18 protein-coding genes are annotated in these 20,197 nt (G+C 59.5%); 7 read left to right on the forward strand and 11 right to left on the reverse strand.

The window, feature by feature from the left end:
- Window position 1: 1 nt before the first annotated feature.
- The 3 genes from asnB to HQL56_04055 form a co-directional block, all read right to left on the reverse strand.
- The gene (gene asnB / locus HQL56_04045; protein MBF0308682.1) at window positions 2-1,900 is read right to left on the reverse strand and encodes an asparagine synthase (glutamine-hydrolyzing); all 1,899 of its coding nucleotides are present in this window, start codon (window positions 1,898-1,900) and stop codon (window positions 2-4) included.
- 36 nt (window positions 1,901-1,936) lie between these two features.
- Complete coding sequence (locus HQL56_04050) at window positions 1,937-2,845, reverse strand: class I SAM-dependent methyltransferase (GenBank protein MBF0308683.1); 909 nt, start codon at window positions 2,843-2,845, stop codon at window positions 1,937-1,939.
- Window positions 2,846-3,281: 436 nt separating this feature from the next.
- Entirely contained in the window at window positions 3,282-4,544 is a 1,263-nt protein-coding gene (locus HQL56_04055) for an ABC transporter ATP-binding protein (protein MBF0308684.1), read from the reverse strand.
- A 496-nt stretch (window positions 4,545-5,040) separates the two neighbouring features.
- Here HQL56_04055 and rfbC (HQL56_04060) point away from each other — a divergent pair, with 496 nt between their 5' ends.
- Both rfbC (HQL56_04060) and HQL56_04065 read left to right on the forward strand, forming a co-directional pair.
- Window positions 5,041-5,610 carry a dTDP-4-dehydrorhamnose 3,5-epimerase gene (rfbC, locus tag HQL56_04060; protein ID MBF0308685.1) on the forward strand — a complete coding sequence of 190 codons (570 nt, stop codon included), beginning with the start codon at window positions 5,041-5,043 and terminating at the stop codon, window positions 5,608-5,610.
- A gap of 4 nt (window positions 5,611-5,614) precedes the next feature.
- The gene (locus HQL56_04065) at window positions 5,615-5,980 is read left to right on the forward strand and encodes a metalloregulator ArsR/SmtB family transcription factor (GenBank protein ID MBF0308686.1); all 366 of its coding nucleotides are present in this window, start codon (window positions 5,615-5,617) and stop codon (window positions 5,978-5,980) included.
- 99 nt (window positions 5,981-6,079) lie between these two features.
- Here the strand turns inward: HQL56_04065 and rfbC (HQL56_04070) are convergent, their stop codons facing one another.
- From rfbC (HQL56_04070) to HQL56_04090, 5 genes are all read right to left on the reverse strand, one after another.
- A complete protein-coding gene (rfbC, locus tag HQL56_04070) occupies window positions 6,080-6,610 on the reverse strand; it encodes a dTDP-4-dehydrorhamnose 3,5-epimerase (GenBank protein ID MBF0308687.1) in 531 nt (176 codons plus the stop codon).
- The gene (locus HQL56_04075) at window positions 6,607-7,839 is read right to left on the reverse strand and encodes a class I SAM-dependent methyltransferase (protein MBF0308688.1); all 1,233 of its coding nucleotides are present in this window, start codon (window positions 7,837-7,839) and stop codon (window positions 6,607-6,609) included. Before HQL56_04075 ends, rfbC (HQL56_04070) begins: the two co-directional genes overlap by 4 nt.
- Window positions 7,840-8,104: 265 nt before the next feature.
- Window positions 8,105-9,037, reverse strand: coding sequence for an NAD-dependent epimerase/dehydratase family protein (locus HQL56_04080; protein ID MBF0308689.1), 933 nt, complete (start codon window positions 9,035-9,037; stop codon window positions 8,105-8,107).
- A 126-nt stretch (window positions 9,038-9,163) separates the two neighbouring features.
- Window positions 9,164-9,895, reverse strand: coding sequence for a GNAT family N-acetyltransferase (locus HQL56_04085; GenBank protein ID MBF0308690.1), 732 nt, complete (start codon window positions 9,893-9,895; stop codon window positions 9,164-9,166).
- 2 nt (window positions 9,896-9,897) lie between these two features.
- The gene (locus tag HQL56_04090) at window positions 9,898-11,010 is read right to left on the reverse strand and encodes a DegT/DnrJ/EryC1/StrS family aminotransferase (protein ID MBF0308691.1); all 1,113 of its coding nucleotides are present in this window, start codon (window positions 11,008-11,010) and stop codon (window positions 9,898-9,900) included.
- Window positions 11,011-11,260: 250 nt separating this feature from the next.
- On the opposite strand from HQL56_04090, the gene HQL56_04095 reads away from it, so the two are divergent.
- Together HQL56_04095 and HQL56_04100 are read left to right on the forward strand one after the other, a co-directional pair.
- On the forward strand, window positions 11,261-12,130 hold the full coding sequence (locus tag HQL56_04095; protein MBF0308692.1) for a glycosyltransferase family 2 protein: 870 nt from the start codon (window positions 11,261-11,263) through the stop codon (window positions 12,128-12,130).
- Window positions 12,131-12,259: 129 nt separating this feature from the next.
- Window positions 12,260-12,733 (forward strand): hypothetical protein, encoded by a 474-nt coding sequence (locus tag HQL56_04100; GenBank protein ID MBF0308693.1) that lies wholly within the window; start codon window positions 12,260-12,262, stop codon window positions 12,731-12,733.
- Window positions 12,734-12,802: 69 nt separating this feature from the next.
- On the opposite strand, the gene HQL56_04105 is transcribed toward HQL56_04100, so the two are convergent.
- On the reverse strand, window positions 12,803-13,528 hold the full coding sequence (locus tag HQL56_04105; GenBank protein ID MBF0308694.1) for a c-type cytochrome: 726 nt from the start codon (window positions 13,526-13,528) through the stop codon (window positions 12,803-12,805).
- Window positions 13,529-13,693: 165 nt separating this feature from the next.
- Window positions 13,694-15,733: a DUF4139 domain-containing protein gene (locus HQL56_04110; GenBank protein MBF0308695.1), complete on the reverse strand. Its 2,040-nt coding sequence runs from the start codon at window positions 15,731-15,733 to the stop codon at window positions 13,694-13,696.
- Between the two features lie 75 nt (window positions 15,734-15,808).
- Between HQL56_04110 and HQL56_04115 the strand changes: the two genes are divergently transcribed.
- Both HQL56_04115 and HQL56_04120 read left to right on the forward strand, forming a co-directional pair.
- On the forward strand, window positions 15,809-17,608 hold the full coding sequence (locus HQL56_04115) for a tetratricopeptide repeat protein (GenBank protein MBF0308696.1): 1,800 nt from the start codon (window positions 15,809-15,811) through the stop codon (window positions 17,606-17,608).
- A gap of 62 nt (window positions 17,609-17,670) precedes the next feature.
- Window positions 17,671-18,531 carry a GNAT family N-acetyltransferase gene (locus HQL56_04120; GenBank protein MBF0308697.1) on the forward strand — a complete coding sequence of 287 codons (861 nt, stop codon included), beginning with the start codon at window positions 17,671-17,673 and terminating at the stop codon, window positions 18,529-18,531.
- A 256-nt stretch (window positions 18,532-18,787) separates the two neighbouring features.
- Here the strand turns inward: HQL56_04120 and HQL56_04125 are convergent, their stop codons facing one another.
- A complete protein-coding gene (locus HQL56_04125; protein ID MBF0308698.1) occupies window positions 18,788-19,495 on the reverse strand; it encodes a carbonic anhydrase in 708 nt (235 codons plus the stop codon).
- A 365-nt stretch (window positions 19,496-19,860) separates the two neighbouring features.
- On the opposite strand from HQL56_04125, the gene HQL56_04130 reads away from it, so the two are divergent.
- Window positions 19,861-20,197, forward strand: a 337-nt coding sequence (locus HQL56_04130) for a sensor domain-containing diguanylate cyclase (GenBank protein ID MBF0308699.1), incomplete at its 3' end; no start/stop codon positions are given.

Consider the following 20,197-nt stretch of genomic DNA (forward strand, 5'->3'; position numbering starts at 1 on the left):
GTCAACTCGCTTCAGCATACCCCCCGGCTTGGCCACTTACACGGTGGAAGCCGGAAACATGCTGCCGCCACAGGAAGATATCCACCGGACCCCAGTAACGGAAGCTCTCCCCCCATTGTGGCCGCTGACACCAACGCTGGAAATCGTCGCGCAGAAAAGGCCCGTCGAAGGCGGGATCCTGGAGAAAGAGGCTGCTGGACATGATATCGCTCATCATCTGCCGCAACGGCCCCAGGAACCACTCCACCGTCGGCGCATTGAAACCGATCTTGCGACGGTCCGTGCGAATGAAATCGGGCACGATGTCGCGCACCGCATGGCGCAATATGCGTTTACTGAAACCGCGACCGACCCGGCTGTCGTTGGGCAGGGCCATGACGAACTCCACCAGGCGGTAGTCCATGAAAGGCATGCGGTTTTCCACACCGTGGGCCATGGAGCAACGGTCGAAGTGTTGCAGAATGGGTGGAATGGAATCCTGCATCAGGGCCCGATAGAGCGCAAGGCGAAAGGGATCGGTCTCTTCCGCAGGCAGGGAGTGGCTGAACCGGGAGCCGTTCTCCGGCCCTGGGGAGATCGCCCCCCCGTCGGCAGCCGGGAGAAAGCGTCGTTTCAACAGGGAAAGCGCCACCCGCGAGGCGGAGGCGAAGCGGCTGTCAAAAGCGTTTTCACCCTGTCTGGCGTAGGTGCGCCAGAGATCCATGAACCGCAGAGGGTCGAAGGGACGCAATGCCGACTCCAGGGCCGGCTGCAAGGCGCTGAAATAACCACCCATGATCTCGTCCGGACCCTGCCCGTCCAGGGTGACTTTGACTCCGTGGCCGCGGATGAATTCGAAGAGTTTCCAGATCGGATACTGGCCCAACACCGACACCGGGCCATCCTGATCGGCGATCATGCCCTGGATGTCGTCCGGCTGGGGCGGTTCGACCTCCAGAACCCGCAGGTCGATGTGGAGATGGCGGGCCAGTTGGCGGGCCTTGTCGACCTCGTCCAGGGTGGTGCCGGGAAAGGAGACGCAAAAGGCGGCATACTCCCCCTTGGCGCTGCGGGCCATGACCCGTTGGCGGTGGTTGGCGACCAGGGCGGTGATGGTCGACGAGTCGAGCCCCCCCGAAAGGCAGGTACCCAGCGGCACATCGCTTTGCAGACGAAGCTGACAACTCTCTTCCAACAGAACACGCAGGTGTCGGGCCTGACCCTCGAAATCCGCCGGGATGGGATCCTGCGGGGCCCGCAGACGGTACCAGACCCGCTGCTCCGCACGGCGTCCGTCCCAACGCAGGCAGCAGCCTCCCGGCAGGGTGGAAACCTGGTTGAGGTAGGTCTCCGCGGTGCCGTGCCAGTCGGAAACCACCTGTCCGATGCGGCGCACCACGGCTTCGTTGACGGAGAAGAGACCGGGTTGCCAGCGGTGCAGCGCCTGCACCTCGGAGGCAAAAGACAGATTTCCCTCCCGGTGGTGGAAATAGAGGGGCTTCTTGCCGTAACGGTCGCGGGAGAGAAACAGAATCTTGTCGCGGGTATCCCACAGGGCAAAGGCCCACATGCCGTTGAAGCGATGCTGGCAAGCCTCTCCCCAACGGTCGAAGGCGGCGGCGATCACCTCGGTGTCGCTTTCGCTGCGAAAGACGTAGCCGACGTCTTCCAACTCGCTCCTCAGCGCAAGAAAATTGTAAATTTCGCCGTTGAAAACCACCTGGTAGCGATGGTCCAGGCAAGACATGGGTTGATGCCCCTTGGGCGACAGATCCAGAATCGCCAGACGACGATGCCCCAGCCAAACGCGATCCGCGGAGCTGCGCCACTCACCCCGGGCATCGGGCCCTCGATGCGCCAAGGCGTGGAGGGGAAAGGGAAGATCGTAATCCTCTCCGCAGACACCCGCGATTCCACACATACCGCCCCTCTCCCTGGCAAGACGAACGGACCGGCGCTACCGGCCAGAAACACTGGATGGTTTGTGGCCGTAGGCATAGAGCGCGTGGCCAAAACGCGCCGTGATGCCATCCTGGACAGAGACGGAAAGATGTCGGGCGACGAAGTTGCGAATGCCGAACCGGCTGGGTACCAGGATCAGGGCGGTCTCGCGTTCGGCGTGATGGGAAAAACGCTCCACCACCAATGGCGCCAGCAGACGTCGCATGCCCCGACGGCTCCACGACCGGGCCAACGGCGCTCCCCCGTGTTCGGCCCCGTCGCTGTACCGGCTCTGCAGTTCGTTCCAACCCGGATGACGCCACAACCGGCCCTGAAGTATGCCCAACCGGATCAGCACATACAGCGAATACATGGACCAGGTGTAGTAGATCATGATGCCGAACTCCCCACCCGGCTTGAGCAACCCGCCGATCTTTCGGGCGATCTGCTCGGTATCCGGCGAGTGGTGAATCACCCCCCAGGACCAGATGAAGTCAAATGGCCCGTCGATGGCGTCGATGCCTCGGGCATCCATCTGCCGCAGATCGGCTTTCAGCCCGGCCAGTTCGAGTCGCTTGCCCGTCATCTGAATGGAATGGGGGGCCAGGTCGATGGCGGTAACATCGCAGCCCCATTCGGCGAACGTTTGGGTCCAGAAACCCATGCCACAACCGATTTCCAGCACCCGTTTCCCGGCCACCCGTTCGCGGCAGAGCAGGAGGTCTCCCGCATACGCCGCATTCGGGGAGGTTACCAGACAACTGTTCCGCCACCATCCGGCATCGGCCTGGCGAAAGAATTCCCGATAGTCGTCATCGGTTTGCGGGAGGTACCGCACATACCCCTGATAATTCATCGGGTGCTGATCCCACCAGTCGCGAACCGATGAGATGACCGCATGGTCCGAAGCTTTACAGAAGGCCATCAGATCATTCCGCAACAAAATAGGGTTCAATTTGGGACAGTATAACTCAGCCGAAATTCGGGGCACAAGATGATTGTCAATAATATTTTAATTATTTATTGATAGATATTTATGCGGAGGTCATTATTTAATGTCCATCAGCTCACGACAACATCCAACCGGAACAGGCGCGAGAAATCTTAATTATGGACGAAAAAGCCAAAAAATATAACCTTTTATTTTTTGATTTCCAGGAGATTAAATATAAGCATCTCTTCAGGTATACGGGGGTTCGGGGGGGATTATCCCCCCCGACGGGTCCAGGGCAGCGCCCCGGGACTCTTCCTTTTGCTGTTGACACGATCATGTCGAACTGTGCAGGAGCATGAATAGTTAGAAACATTAAACGTCAAGAGACTTAAGGAATACACAAAACGGGTTGCAGCCCCTCCCCTTCTCACACGATATCCCAATGCAGCAGGGGTCGCAGACTCCCCGGCATCTCCCCGGCATAACCACAGCGAGTCGGGTTGCCCTCGATCCGATCCCGAACCGAGAGACAAAGCACACCAAACTCCAGAACATGGTCTTCAAAAAATCCGTGATAGGTGGAAATGGCCAGGTCTATGAAATAGGGACCATCGTTAAAGAAGTTGCCAGGAATACAACAAACAGCCTGATGCACTCCGGACTCCTCCGGTGGCGCAACGGAGCAGATGGAAAAGAAAGCCATGACGCCATCGGCGCGCTTGACCCGAATATTGGGAAAATAGATGCCTGCCAATGGTTGCCGGATTTCGTAACTCATGGTTACGGTAAATGGTTTGTCAATATCGATTTCGGCAGCCACAGCCCCCCTGTCGTCCCGCACGACGGCATGAAGCAGGCGGACTTTGTCGTTTCCGGCGGGGCGCTCCCGGCGGGTGAAGTCGCAACTGGCGGCCCCCTGGCCGTCGTCACTCTTGTAGTAACTCAGCACCACGTCGCCGGGACGACCGTCGGCGACGATACGCCCCCGCTCCAACAACACCGCGCGACTGCACAGGGAGAGAATCATGGACATGCTGTGGCTGACGAAGAGGACGGTACGTCCTTCCTGACTGACCTCCTGCATGCGACCCAGGCACTTCTTCTGGAAACGGGCGTCCCCCACCGCCAAAACCTCGTCCACCAGGAGGATTTCCGGGTCGAGGTGGGCGGCCACCGCGAAGGCCAGACGCACGTACATGCCGCTGGAGTAGCGTTTGACCGGGGTATCCAGAAAGGTTTCCACCTCGGAGAAGGCGACGATTTCGTCGAACTTCCGGGTAATCTCCCGACGCGACATGCCCAATACGGCGCCGTTCAGGAAGATGTTCTCCCGGCCCGTCAGTTCCGGATGAAAACCGGTACCCACTTCCAGCAGGGTTCCCAGACGGCCCCGGACTTCGATGCGACCGCAGGTGGGCTCGGTGATGCGACTGATGACCTTGAGAAAGGTGCTTTTGCCGGCGCCGTTGCGACCGATGATCCCGACCACTTCTCCGGGAGGGATGTCGAGATCGATCTCCTGCAGGGCCCAGAAGCGACGGGAAGCCCCCCCGGAGGGGGAACGACCGGTCAGCAGACGCCATGGCGCGGTGACCAGACGGGTCATGGCGCTACGGAAGTCTTCCGCATCGCGGGTGCCCAGCAGGTACTCCTTGCCGACGTTGCGCGCCTTGATGGCCAGGTTGTCCAACAAATCCTCCGGTGTAGCCTTTTTGGCCTTTTAATATTTTGACTTTAAAAAATAAAAAAATGAGATGTTCTATCCTTTGACTTTATTAGTATTATTTTGGCCAATCAGTATCTGTTCAAATATACGGGGGTTTGGGGGGGATTATCCCCCCCAACGGGTCCAGGGGGCACCCCTGGGACTTTTCCTTTCGCCGTTGACTTCGTCATATCGCGCTGCGCGGGATCCTGAATAGTTACAGAAAAATGACGCATTCCAAAGTGGACGCGGTATAGTTACGCCTATCAACAATACTGAAAAAATATTTCTGATAAAGAATACATCAAAGGACAGAACATTTCCTTTTTTTGCTACTTAAAAAGATAACATATTGAAAGTCAAAGGATTTAACCTATATCCCCCCCTCGATCGCACCGCACCTCGCCAGGAAACTTGCCCGCCGAGGGCAGATTGCCGTAATAATAGCGGAGCGTCAACCTGCTTTGGGATCTCTCTTGCCATGCCCTTCATCCGTGAAGCCACCCCCCTTCCCGATTGTTTCATCGTGCGCCAGCAGGTCTACCCTGACGGACGCGGATTTTTCACCGAGGTCTGGCGCAGCGACTTCTTCGCCGAGTTGGGTCTGCCCGCAAACTTCGTGCAGTTGAACCACTCCGGATCGGTGGGCGGCGTGGTGCGGGGCCTGCATTTTCAATGGGATCCCCCCATGGGCAAGCTGATGCGGGTCGCCGTGGGCCGCGCCATGCTGGTCGCCGTGGATATTCGCAAGGGCTCGCCAACCCTGGGACAAGCCTTCACCCTGGAGTGCGACGCCTCCGACCGGGTACAACTCTGGGCTCCGCCGGGATTCGCCCGCGGCTTTTGCGTGCTGTCGGACTTTGCCGAAATCAACTATCTGGTCACCAACTGCTACAACCCGAAAGGGGAATCGGGTATTCTTTGGAACGATCCCGCCCTCGGCATCCACTGGCCGGTGAGCGACCCGATCCTGTCGAAGAAGGACGCCACGGCGCAAACCCTGGCGCAGTGGCTGGACAATCCCCTTTCCGACCACTTCACCTACCCATGACGCCATGATGACACCCGATGCCCTGCTCAAGACCCTGGTGGACGAAACCCGCCTGCGTTGTCTGTTGCTGCTTCTGGAAGAACGGGAGCTTTGCGTCTGCGAACTGGGGCATGCCCTGGAGGAGATCCAACCCAAGATCTCCCGTCATCTGGCCTTGCTACGCAAGGAACAGGTGGTTCAAGACCGTCGCGCCGGGCAGTGGGTCTACTATCGCCTTCACCCGGAACTGCCCGACTGGGCCATGACCGTTTTGCAGGCCCTGGCCCGGGGAGGCCGCGAGACCGCCTTTTTCCGCCAGGATCATCAACGCCTGCTGCACATGAAAGACCGTCCGGACCGCTGCGCCCCCGGAGCCTGCGGAGAAAAGTAGTCACAGCCTTTCAATATGTTATCTTTTAAGTATCAAAAAAAAGGAAATGTTCTGTCTTTTGACTTTTCTGTTATATTGACAGACCGCCCATCTAAATAGTCAACGGTAATCGGGAAAGCTGGCATCCCGCTCGGACAGAATCACCTCGTTCGGCAAAGGCCAGGCGATACCAAAGGCCGGATCGTTCCACCGAATCCCCCGAGCCGCTTCGGGGACGTAAGAAGTCGACATCTGGTAAAAGACCTCGGTATCGTCACTCAAGGTCTGAAACCCATGCGCCAAGCCTTCCGGAATATAGAGCCCCCGACGACTCCCGGCATCGAGTTCCACCGCGTGCCATCGCCCGTAACAAGGGGAGTCGCGCCGCAAATCCACCACCACATCCCAAATGCTCCCCCGAATACACCGCACCAACTTGATCTCGCCATGAGGCGCTTCCTGCCAGTGCAGCCCCCTCAGCGTACCCCGCTTGCGATTCCACGAGAGATTGCACTGCACCAGATCCCCCGACAAACCCCGCTCCAAAAAAGCCTGCCGACACCAGCTGCGGGCAAACAAGCCCCGTTCATCTTCCAGAGGCTCCAATTCCACCCGCCAAACGCCGGGCAGCGGCGTCGGCAAGAAGATCATCCCAACACCTCAAGTCGGGGAATCGGCACGACAAACTGCCCACCCCACTCCCGAATCCAAGCCAATTGGCTCATGACCTCCTCCCGAAGATTCCAGGGCAAAATCAGTACATAATCGGGTTGAGCCGGTCGCAGCGCCTCCACCGGTTGAATGGGCACCCGCACCCCTGGAATGAAACACCCCTGTTTGTACGGATTCCGATCCACGGTAAAGGGCAGCAGATCCGCGCCAATCCCGCAATAATTGAGCAGGGTGGTGGCCTTGGCGGGAGCGCCGTAACCAACCACCCGTTTATCGAGGCGCCGCGCCTCGGAGAGAAAGCCTCGCAAAGCCTCCCGAATCCCCTGCACCCGCTGCCCGAAGCCCTGATAGGCCTCCAGGGAGTCAAGCCGGGCCTCGATTTCCTGCCGCAACACCCTCTCCACCCCCGCTTGTATCCCCCTGCCCGACGAAACAGGTGCAAAATAGAGCCGTAACGAGCCGCCGTGGGTGGAAAGCTCCTCCAGGTCAAAAATCGTCAGACCGTGGGCTTCCGCTACTTTCCGCAGAGTCATCAGGGAAAAGTAGGAAAAATGTTCGTGATAAATGGTATCGAACTGATTGTTTGCCAGCAAACGCAACAGATGCGGCACCTCCACGGTAAGACACCCGTCGGGCTTGAGCAGCGCGGCCAAACCGGCAACGAAATCGTTCAGATCGGGCACATGCGCCAGAACGTTGTTGGCCACCACCAGATCGGCCTGCCAACCCTTGGCCAACAATTCCCGAGCCAGGGAGAGTCCAAAAAATTCACAAACGGTCTCGATACCCCGGGAGCGTGCCACCTCGGCCACGTTTCGCGCCGGCTCCACCCCCAGACAGGGAACGCCCCGCTCCTTGAAATAACGCAAGAGATAACCGTCGTTGCTGGCGATCTCCACCACCCGACTTCCTGCCCCCAAAGCGAGTCGCTCACTCACCTCCGCCACATAGCGGCGGCAATGTTCCAACCAACTGTCGGAATAGGAAGAAAAATAGACATACTCCTGAAAAATGGTCTGAGGGGTCTGTAACGGGGGCAATTGAGCCAGGAAACAGACCTCGCAAACCATGGGGTGCAAAGCAAAGACGCTCTCCCGCTCCGCCAAATCCCCGGGTTTGAGCAGGGAATTGGAGAGGGGGGAACTTCCAAGATCAACCATACTGCTTCTTAATGGACTATTGCAAAATCTGCAACAATATTCAGCCATACAATACACTCCTATAGCAAACCGGTATTTTCATTTTTTAGGGAAGAACAAACAGCAATCCACATTCCCCGGTTACTGACCGCCCCTCGCATGCAAGAGGGTCACTCCGACCCCAATCCGGAGGAGAAGAAATCGTTCCCCTCGTAAATCTGTACCGATGCAAGGCGAGGTCGATCCCGCCAACGTTGCCATCTCGGAGGGCATTGTTCACCGCCGGCATCCCCAGGGTCCGGAATTCCACTCATCCTTCCGTCGAATGATCGCATCATGAGGCCTCGGAAATGGTCAATCCCTGCACGGAAAGCAGATGACGCAGCCCCTCTTCCAGCGTCCGCAGCGGCACAAAACCAATCGTTTGCATCCGTTGGGTATCGGCCACCAGACAGGGGGGGTCACCGGCTCGAACCGGAAGCGCGCCAAGACGGATTAAAGAAGGCTTACCCGCCAGATGGCCTAACAGCCGGGCTGCCTCCGCTACGGAGGTTCCCTTGCCGGTACCGATGTTGACATCCCCCTGCAGATCGCTATCCAACAGGATGGCCAGGGCCCGTCCGGCATCCCGGGCTTCGATGAAATCCCTCTTCTGTTGACCCGATGTCACCAATACCGGCTCATTCCTCGCCAAAGCGCCCGCCACATGAGAGAGCAATTTTCCTTCAGGTTCCCCTTCCCCGTAAGGCTGAAACACTCGCCCCCAGGCCATGCTCAGATGCAGATGAGCGGAAAGATGGTGCAACATTCTGCCAAGACCATGTTTTGCCTGTCCATACGCCGTATGAGGCACAAGTGGCGTCACATCCTCCCGACAGGGTTCGCCTCGCAGCAAGGCGGCATCGAAGATATCGTATTCGACACACGTCCCCACAGCCACCAGTCGTTTGCCTCCGCAGGCGGCAAAATTTCGCGCCAGAAAGAGACTGGCCGCCACCCAATCCCAATTTTCGGCAGCCGACCAGAAATGACCTGGAGTGGTAATCCAGGCGCAATGCAACAAGTGACTCGGTCGGATGTTCTCCAGCACGCGCTGCATGGACCTGGGATCCAGTATATCCCCCTGAACCCAGGTCACCCCGTGATCCGCCGACACCACCTCCCGACTCAGGGCAAAGACCTCGTAACCTCTGTCTAGCAACGAGGGAAGAGTTTGACTACCCAGAAAACCTCTTGCACCGGTCACCACGACCCGCTTTATCGCCATGGTTTTCTGCGCACCTCATCGATCACGAATTCGTTTCCCACATCCGCTTTCACATCTCCGCCCCGATAAAGGGCCAATGCCACGAACACCAAAGCGCCCCACCTCTCCGGCAGGAGTGAAAACCAATCACGCGGGATCGCTGCAGGAGGTGTTTTCACAAGCCAGAACCATTTCGATATACTGAAAATTCGCCTCTTCGTCACCTTCACGTCGTTCACCGGAATAATGGTTCACCCCATCGGCGGTTATTTCCCGGTAGAGCCTTTCACGATTAATTTGACGGAAACCAAGCCGTTCGTAAAGGATTATCGCCCTGCTATTACTTGAAAGAACATGCAAGTTAATCGTTAAGATTTTCAATTCACCGCAGATCCACCTCAGCAGTGCCTGTGCGGCATAATAGATCAGTTGGATGTCCCCCCCCACTTCCCCCCTGACCAGATTATCCAGTTCCGCCCGCTCCGGGCTCAGACCGCACACGCCGATATGCCCTACGGGCACTCCGGCCTCGGTATGAATCAGAAACAGAACCCGCTCGTCGGAAGGCAACACCACCCGCTCCAGCCACTTGGCCGTTCGCGAGGGCGTCGCGGCAAATTGGGTCAGGAAACAGTGCATCCATCGGCTGCGCCAGGCGGTCAGTTTGGCGATTAGGTCACCCTCGCCGAGCGTGGCCGGCCGCAGTGGAGAGAGGCGGCCAATCACTTTCCCGTCGGAACGCCGCACCAAAATGTCAAAGTCGCACTGGCCGCCATCCACCTGTTTGATGGCGCGAACCTTCCGGGCGAGTTGAATCCTGTCCATCTTTCCCGCAGCCCTCTCCGAAACAATCCCCTTCTCTGCTGCCAACTCGTTCACGGTTACCCATCCGAAAGCCAACGGATGACCAACTCGGCAATGCGCCCAACATCGTCCGCCGACAGATCATGATAGGAGGGCAGATTGACAGCCCTGGAATACAATGAATGGCTGACCCGATGCTGCGGATGCGGAGAAAAGGACGGCAACTCGCTCAGTGGCCAGAAGAAGACCCGGGCATCGACCTGCTCCTCACGAAAGATCGCCAGCAACTGGTCCCGTTGAAAAGGCTCCGTTCGAGGAAAGACCAGTGTCGGCATCCAATATCCGTTCACCGTACCGACCGGCTCCGGATTCATGGCGATTTGCGCCGCAACCGGGGCCAGCGCCTCGACATACCCTTCGAAAATGGCTCGTTTGCGGGCAATCAACTCGTCCACCCGCTCCAACTGTCCACAGCCGATGGCCGCCTCCAGATTGGACATCTTGTACTTGAAACCGATGGTATCCGGATAAAATTGTCGGGACTGCCGTCGGGAACGACCATGATTGCTCAAGGTGAGGACCTTTTCGTACAGATCCTCATCCTGGGTCACGAAAAGCCCGCCTTCACCGGTGGTCAGGGTCTTGCTGCCGTGAAAGGAAAACACGCCGAAACGTCCCAGGGAACCGGCCCGCTGGCCTCGCCATTGCGATCCGATGGCTTCCGCGGCATCCTCGACCACTGGAACGCCATGCCGACGACCGAGATCGAGCAGCGCATCCATATCGGCCATGTTGCCGTAGAGGTGTACGGCGATGATGGCCTTGGTCCGAGGGCCGATCTTCCGCTCCACCTGTTGCGGATCCAGACACCAGGTATGCGGCAGCACATCCACCAGAACGGGTCTGGCTCCCAGATAGGTTACGGGAGCCACCGTGGCGATCCAGCTCAGATCGGGGAGAATCACCTCATCACCCGGCCCCACCCCGAGTGCGGCCAATCCCATATGGAGAGCCCCGGTGCAACTCGACGTGGCAATGGCGTGTTTCACCCCCAGATGCTGACAAAACAGGGCTTCGAAGCGTTCGATATAGTCGTAGCACCGCGCACCCCAACCATGAAGGGCCGCATCTTGTGCATAGCGGACTTCGCGTTCGGTGATGCTTGGTTTTGTATAATAAATGCGAGTCATCGACTATCCAAACACACCCAGATACCAACGAAGACCACCTTACCAAACAACACGTTACACCACCTCGCCCAATTCCCCTTACAGCCACAACCTAACAAAAGAGGCAAGGTTTAACAATATATCTGTATTATACTTCCGATTGTCATTTACAATCGCAAATGCCTCCTTGCCCCAAGGTTTCAGCCATCGTACCCTTATCCGGTCCGATAGAACCCGTCCCAGTCAGCCACCCTGATTTCAGGAGCAATTGATGATCCGGAATCCGCCCTCTGTCAGCATCGGAGTTCCTGTTTATAATGCCATGCCCTACATCAAGGCAAGCCTGGAATCCCTGCTGTCCCAAGACTATGTCAATTATGATCTGATCATTTCCGACAATCAATCCACTGACGGCACCTTTGAATGGGTCGAACAGAGGGTCCGGAACGACCCCCGTGTCAGACTTATTCGTCAGAATACCAATATCGGCGGATTGGCCAATTTCAACTTCGTCCTCTCCGCAGCCAAAGGAGACTATTTCATGTGGGCTGCTGGGGATGATCTCTGGTCGCCTGACTGGATCTCTTCGATAATGTCCCGTATTGCCTTAAATCCGGATTCCATAGGCGGGTTCGGCATCAAGACCTTCATCGATGCCCATGACAACCCACATCCGACGCCCTCGCGACTGGACGTCGCCCTCCTCGAAACCAGCAATGCCTATCTGCGCCTCTGGAGATACTGGTGTATTCCCTGGATCGCCGATGATTCTATATATAACGGAATCTACAAGAGAGATATTTTAAATGGTCATTATGCACAACCTCACTTTTTTACTCGCTATTATACCAGCGCAAGCGATTCCTATTGCTGGTATCTGGTCTTCTGCGGCCCCATCGTCAAAGCGGAGGGCATCATGAAATACCGCATTCACGACACGTCCGCTTCCGGGAAAAAACGTCCTCTCCATGAAGAGGTTATCGATATTCTCAACAGAATCCACTTTTCCGAACGCGCCCTGCAAAAGGCCGGTATGCCCCTCCTCTTTCGCGCCCCCTTCATGCTGCTGTTCACCCTGAAGCAGATCGCCTTCGCCGCCTATTTCGGAGGACGCCTCGCCCTGGGTCTGCCCAGACGCTGATCCGCGCCGCCATCCTGATTGATTTTATTTTTATTATGAACTTTACCATTCATAGCCAGTCTAACCCTCAAGTCGACGTCTATGCCACAAGCGAAACCATGGGCTCTTTGACACAGGGAGGAGATGGGGATGAACGCGCTCTGGGCAGGAATCGGTCTGGCTACACTGTTGGCCGTCACCCCGATGACAAGCTTCGGTGCGGAAGACCTGGCGACCGATGCGGAGGGTTGCGGTGGTATCTGTCATGTGCCCATGGCCTGGAGCGGCGGCGAAAGCGCCATGGCCTGGGAAGGTCTGGGACCGCGACAAGGGGGACTGGAGGCCATGAAACGCCGCCTGGGCATCCTCGAAGAGCAGTCTCAGGCCTGGGAAGCCTTCCAGAAATTGGTGCTGGCCACCCGCGACATGCGCCCCATACCACCTTTCCATCAAGAGGGACTGCTGCCCCTCCCTCAGGAGGAGGTCTCCCAACGCGCCTGGGAAACCTTCTGGCAACATCAACTGGAGGTCAAGCAGGGATTCCGCGACCTCTTCAACGTCCTGACCCCGCCTCAGCAAGCTATCGCCGGTCGTGTTTCCAGCCTTTGCGAACACAAACACTGAACGACTGTCCGCTTCGGCAAGGCCGATCGTTCCGGGGGATGACTCCCCCGGAACATCCCCGCCTCGTGGCTATTTGTCCTTGGGAAGCGTGACTGCGTAGGAGAGGATATCCACAGAAACCTGGGTATCCAGCGCACGCAACGCCGGCATCTTGGCTCCAGGCTCCCCGTTGAGAATCTTGTGCAACGTCTCCCACGGATTGTCCGACGCCACCTTGCCTACCGGCGGCATCTCCTTCACCATGCGGCCATCCTTGCCGTGACAGTTGGCGCAAATGGTGTTGAACAACCCCTGCCCCCGCCCCGCATCGCCCTTGACCGCCTTGGTGGCCCGATCGATCCAGAGATCCATATCCACCTGCCCCTGGGTGACGAAAAGCGCCAAATCCCCTTGATCCACCTCGTTCAGGTTTTCCCCATAGCGATGGTTGGCGTCGGAGAGGATCGTTCGAACCTTGGCCGCATCCCCCCCCTGGAACCGGGCCAGACCCACGATTCCCGTGGCGTGTTTCCCGGTGGCATAGGCCCCCTCCTTGCCCCGATAGTCCCAGCCATGACACTCCTTGCAGCGCCAGGTGTCCTTGGCCTTGTCGGCATAGCCCCCCGAGGGAGGATAGGCCGGATGGGCCACGGCAGGAGCCTCCACATCCAAAACCTCGAACCACTTGTCGTAAAGCTGACCTCCCCGGGCTATTTTCGAGACAACCTCCCCGGCGCTCAGACTCAACGGAACCGTTGCTACGCCCATAACGAGACCTGCAACCAGAACCAGCATGTGTTGTCTTTTACCTGCCATGAAATGTCCTCCCAACGTAGCGCGTTTCGATAGGGGCCGGCGGGCAAGGTGTCCGCTTCATTTTTTTAATATACTTCCATTCTCTTATCGTCAACGCATCTCCGGAAGAATCGCACCACCGCACCCGATCCGGAGGAGGGCTCACCTCCCCGGATGGGCTGATTTTCACGACATCAGCAGCAACTCCTTCTCCAAAGCCGCCTTGCCGTTCTCCAGCTCCTTGCGCAGCTTCTCCATCTGGGCCAGCACCCCCTCGATGCGATTTTCCACCGCATCGAGCTTTTCCAACATGCGGGAGTGGAAACGGCTGTCACCGGGCGCCGTCTGCAGATTCTCCCGCAAACGCCCCTGCTCCTGTTCCAAACGCTGCAACTCCTCCTGCTGCACCTTCAGGCGCGCCTCCACCTCCCCCAACTCCCGGCGTTTGGCCAGCAGCCCCTCCAACCCCTTGCGCACCGAGGCCTCCATGCCCTCCTCCGCCACCAGCAGGCTCAAAGAGGCCTCATTGCTGGTCAACAGGGCCACCTGCTGGCTTTGCAAACGCTCTTCCACCACCTCCAAGGGCGCTTGCGCCCCGGCTGCCACCGTCATCGGCAAACGCCAACTGCGTCCCGTCTCCTTGCGCGTCGCGGGAGAGACCATCTCCCAGCCCGCCTCCCGTGGCTGGATCACCACCACCTGACGCGCCTCCTTGCCCCGATTGCGCACGCTGTAACGCTGCACCCGCTTCTCCCGACGGGAGAGTTCCAACACCCCCTTGACCATCTTCACCGATTCCAGCCGACGCTGGGTGGGACCACCCTGGCGCACCACCTCCACGTCCAGGTCCAAGGCGTAGGACAAGAGCTGATCCGCCCCCGCCGACAGATGCTCGAAACGGGCCTCGCCGGCATAGAGATCCCCGTCGTAGAGGGTCACCGGTCCGGGAGGCAAGGCGCCGCCGGTGGTGTTGACCACCTTCAGGGCCCGCATGCTGCGTCCGCCGCCCGCCATGCCGGTATCGAAGAGGGTCAGCCGCTCCACCTCCAGCGGCGCCGAGACGATGGGCAGCATAGCGCCCTGACCCCGTTCCAGATTGACCCCCTCCACCTTGAAGACGAAAGTCTCTCCCGCCTGCTCCCCGCTGGCCAGAATCGCCTCCGGTCCCGGATCGGGCAAGGCCGTCTCCCAGGCCTGCTCCCGTTCCGCCGCCACCTCGTTGTCCATCATCAGGTTCCGCCCGCCGCCGGCCTTGGCCAGGGCGGCCGGCGCGGCGGAACGCAGCATCTGCCGCTGCGCCTGACCGCGATTCTGCATCTCCAGCTCCCGCTCCTGCGCCGCCCGCAGTTGCAGGGGATCGACGATGCGCTGCCGGGGGCGATACCAGGGTTTGGAAAGCTCCTCGATGAAGGAGATCGGCCTGCCGGAGGCCAGGGTCAGACGCACGTCCTTCCAATCCTGACCACTCTGATTCTCCACGATGGCCCACCCCTGCAGGCGGCTCTTGCCGCTTTTGGCCTCGACGGCGGGCAGGCTCAGGCGCCAGGCGCTCTTCCACACCGGGCTCTCCATCACGTAACCCAGACGCACCCGTTTGGCCCCCTGACCCGGAATGGGAATCACCACTTCACGGCGCTCCTTGCCCCGGTTGCCGTCGAGGATCTCCAGAGCCCGCCCCAGATCCTGCCGCACCCGCTCATCCAGAACCTGCAGGCCACGCACCTCCCGCCAGGGCAGGCTGCGCAACATGCCCTCCTCCCCGGCGAGATTGACCACCCAGTCGTTGCCGGCCTCCCCCTTGGCGTCCATCACCACCGGTCGCTGTTCCGCACCGGTGATGCGTCCTTTCAACACCTCGCCCTGAAAGGTAACGGAGACTCGCGCCCCCCGCAAACGGGTCAACAGCTCCCCGACCCCCGGATCGTCGGAGAGATCGACCTGCAAGCCCGCCAACAGCCTCTCCAGCGGCTCCCGCGAGGGATAGACCGCCTGCAGCGCCGAGCCCCCGTCCACATCCTCCACCACCAGGGACTTCAGCAGATCGTCGATCTGCTCCTCCTTGAAGGAGAGGCGCACCGCATCCGGGGCCGTTACCGGACCGGCATGCTGAAAATAGCCCACTCCCGAGGCGAAGAGGGCCACCGCCCGCATCGGCACTTCCGCCGCCATCACCGTGCCGCAACAGAGCAACAGAGACCCTCCAAGACCGATACCCGCCTTTTTCATCTTCCTTTTCCTTTGTCGCCGACACTATCATGGATGGTTTGCACGTTGGTTCACTCCAGCTCTTCGGGGCCGCCCATGTCCGGGGAAAACCTCAATTCCGCTCTCAACCCCAGCCTGCTCTTTCGCGAAGCGGCCGAGGCCCATCAACAGGGCCTCCTGGAACAGGCCGAAAAGGCTTATCGCAAAGTACTCACCCTGCAGCCGACCCATGCCCAGGCCTTGAACAATCTGGCCGTGCTGCTGGAATCGTGGGGGCGTTTCGAGGAGGCCCTGCCCCTGATGGTGAAGGCCCAAACCCTGCGCCCCGAAGATGCCGAGCCCCTGAACAATCTGGGCTCCCTCTATCTGCGCATGGGCCGGATCAAGGAGTCCGCCGACGCTCTGACCCGGGCGCTCACCCTGCGGCCCCATTACACCGAGGCGCTGCACAATCTGGGCGCACTCATGGAACGCATGGGGCGTTTCGACCTGGCCCTCGACGCCTATCGCCAGGCACTGGCCCTGACGCCCCAGGATGCCGAACTATACAACAACATCGGCTCGCTGTTGCTGAAGATGCAGCAAACCGCCCTCGCTGTCAGCTCTTTTCAGGAGGCGGTGCAACTCAACCCCTCCCTGTTGCCCGCCTGGAGCAACCTGGGCATCACCCTGGGCAAGCTCAAACAGCACGCCGCCGCCGTGGAGGCCAATCGCGTGGCCGTGCAACTGGCGCCTCGGGCCCCGGCCTTTCATCTGCTGCTGGGCGAGGCCCTGTTTGCCGCCGACCGGCTGGAGGAGGCCATCGCCGTCTTTCAGGAGACCCTGGCCCTGCTGCCCAAAAACCCCGTCGACGCCGAAAGCCGCGATCTGGCCAAGGAGACCCACCACAATCTGGGGGTGACGCTGCTGGAGCTGGGACAGTTCGAAGCGGGGATGCGCTCCCTGCGACGCGCCCTGGGTTTCGATGCCGAATACCAACCCGCCCAACTGGCCCTGGCCCTGGCCCTGCTGGCCACCGGTCGCTTCACCGAGGGCTGGGAGCGTTTCGAATACCGCATCACCACCCCCGGCCCGGACGGAAAGGCCCGCGTTTTCCCACAACCCATCTGGAAGGGGGAACCTCTCGCCGGGCGCACCCTGCTGGTGGCCACGGAACAGGGTTTCGGCGACATGCTGCAGTTGGCCCGCTTCATGCCCATGCTGGCGGCGCGGGGCGGTCGGGTGGTTCTGGAAGTGCCCATCGGTCTGCTGACCCTGTTGCACGATCTGCCCGGCACGGTGCAGGTGGTGGCCTACGGCACGCCGTTGCCCGAATTCGACCTGTGGATTCCCGCCCTGAGCCTGTTGCGGGTGTTGGGCATCGAGGATCGCGATCTGCCCGCCGCCGGGGGTTACATCACCGCGCCCGCCCCCCTGGAGCCGCCGCTGCCGAGGGAGGGCGTCAAGGCCCTGATCGGCCTCTGCTGGCAGGGCAACACCGACCACGCCCGGGACCAGTACCGCTCCATTCCCTTTGCCTCTCTGGAACCGCTGCTGGCGCTGCCGGGACTGCGTTTCGTCTCGCTGCAGGTCGGGCCGGGCAGCGAGGCCCCCGGCAACCACCCCTGGGCCGAAAGCATGCTGCGTCCCGCGCTGCCCGATTTCGCCGCCACTGCACGGGTGGTGGCCCAACTGGATCTGGTCATCACCCCCGACACCTCACCCGCCCATCTGGCCGGAGCCATGGGTCGTCCGGTATGGACCCTGCTCTCCTACGTCCCCGACTGGCGCTGGCGTCTTTCCGGGGAGTCCACGCCCTGGTACGCCTCCATGCGTCTGTTCCGCCAGGCGCAACGCAATGACTGGCCGGAGTTGGTGCAACGGGTGGTTGCCGCGCTGCAGGAGCGTTTTCCCTGACCACCACCCCGACCGATGCGGCGGTCGCGGTTGCCTTCCGCCTCTATTTCGGCCCCTGGATCGTGGCGCGTCCCCGTCTGAAGGTGGTGGTGCGGGAACCCTCTTCCGAGGCGATTCTCTCCAATCGGGAGGTGCCCTTCCCCCCGGAAAGCGGGGCGCTGCTGCTGCGCTCCTGGCCCCTTGAGGCGGAGACGCCGCGTTTTCGACTGGAGGGCGGGCGGCTGCACTATCTGACGCAACGTTACCCTCGTTACGGCGTGGCCCTGGGGGGTACCTTCGAGGCCTATCTGCAGAACCATTTCTCCGCCAAAAGCCGTTCCACCCTGCGGCGCAAGGTCCGGGCCGCCCTCGACGCCGAACAGGGGGGGCTGCGTTTTCAGTGCTGTCATCGACCGGAGGAGGTGGATGACTATCTGCGCGCGGCGGCGATGGTTTCGGAACGAACCTATCAGGAGCGGCTGCTGGATGCGGGGCTGCCCCGGGATGAGGCGTTCCGGCAAACCACCCGCGCCCTGGCTGAAGCGGGTCGATGGTGGGGATTTCTGCTGTGGCACGGACAAAGACCGGTAAGTTACCTCTACACGCCCTGGCAGGAGGGTGCGTGGCGTTATGCCTGGCTGGGTTACGATCCGGAGTATGCCCGCTGGTCCTGCGGCACGGTTTTGCAGTGGCTGGCGCTGGAGGAGCTGTTCCGGGGGAACGTGGCGGACTGGTTCGACTTCACCGAGGGGGAAGGCGACCACAAACGGCTATTCGCCACCAATCGCCGCGAGTGCGGCACGGTGTGGATTCTGCCCGTGGGGATGCGCAGTATGACGCTTGTCGGCCTGCACCGGCTTCTGGAGGGGCTCTCGTCCGGGTTGAAACGCCTGGCCGCCTGGGGAGGCGTGGCGGCAAGGCTGCGACGCTGGGTGAGGCGATAAATCCGCCTTTTAATATTTTAAGTATCAAAAAAAGAAAATGTTCTGTCCTTTGACTTTTTGGTTTTTTCTTTGAATCTCTTAAAGAAAAAATAATTATATTTATTAAGTCAACTTCAAAACCTCAATAAAATTAAAAAGTCAAAGGAAAAGTCCTGAGGGGGCAGCAGAGCTCCCCCTCAGACTCCCCCAACCCTTTTTATAACTAAAAGATAAAACAGATAAAGCCATTTTCATGGCTTTATCAAAAAAACAAAACCTACAACCACTCCACCGTTCCGGTTTCCAGGTTGTACACCGCGCCGACCACCCGCAACCGACCCGCCTGAATCAAATGCTCCACCTCCGTGGAACGCCGCACCAGATCACTCATCGACTGCCGCACGTTCTCTTTGATGGCATCGGCAATCAGGGCCTCCCCGGCCAGACCCTTGGACTTGATGCGATTGGCCGCCGGCACGATGTTGTCCACCAGCAGGGGAATCTGCCCCCCCACCTTGTCACCCTTGACCACCGCCGTCACCGCCCCGCACTTGGTGTGACCCAGCACCAGCACCAGCGGCGTGCCCAGATGCCCGGTGCCATACTCGATGGTGCCGATCTCATCGATGTCGGAGACATTGCCCGCCACGCGAATGACGAAGAGATCCCCCACCCCCTGATCGAAAATCAGCTCCACCGGAACCCGTGAGTCGGCGCAGGAAAGTACACTCACGAAGGGATGCTGCCCATCCTTGACCGTCTCCTGCAAGCGGGCCAGCGAGGTGTTGGGATGCATCGACTTGCCGGACACGAAACGGGCATTGCCCTCCTTGAGACGCTGCAACGCCTGCTCCGCCGTCACCGCGCTCACCGGCGGGACATGCCCCGGATCCCTGGCCCCGGCCAATACCGGCAGCGCCGCAACCACCGAACCCGCCGCCAGGCCCGTCAACACGCCCCGCCGTGTCAAGCCGCACTCACACATGTCAGCCCCCTTCCGAAAGAACAACCACCCGTAAAAGTCTCGATTATCCCCCAAACTCCCCTCCGAATGCGAGCCCTTTTTACCCTCTCCACAGCGGGCCCTTCGGTGACACCAAGGCAAATCGGTGGCTTTCCGTCCGAAGAGAGGGCAAAATGCCGTAAACTTGAACACCGCCACAAGGATACAGGCCGATGCCCGATCAACGCGATACAGCACCGCCTTCCGATAAGCAAAAGAGGTCAATAAGCATTACCATAAGAGTTATTTTGGCGACCGCGTCTCTTCTGCTTTTATCTCTTACTTTTATCATTCTGTTTTTTATCGATCACCAGAAAAACACCATCCTGGCGCAGAACGAACGCGCCATGAGCCTGATGGTCGGCAATATTCGCAGCGGTCTGGGAACCATCATGATGGCGGGTTATGCCAATATCGCCCGGGATTTCATCCAGGATATCCGTCGTGATCCGGCGATTCTGGAGTTTCGCATTTTGCGTCCCGACGGAGGGGAGGCTTTTCTGGACAACAACACCATTCAAGAGGTGAACCGACGCCTGGGAACGGAGGAGTTCCTCCCCCGGGACAAGGAGCGCCACATTCAGATCCTCGACGAATCGAACCCGGAATTGGCCAAGGTGGTGTCGGGAGGTACGGTTCCGCCCTACCAACACCGGGAAGAGGGCCTGGCCCAGGTGACTTTTC

Source organism: Magnetococcales bacterium, from assembly GCA_015231925.1.
Taxonomy (GTDB): domain Bacteria; phylum Pseudomonadota; class Magnetococcia; order Magnetococcales; family JADGAQ01; genus JADGAQ01.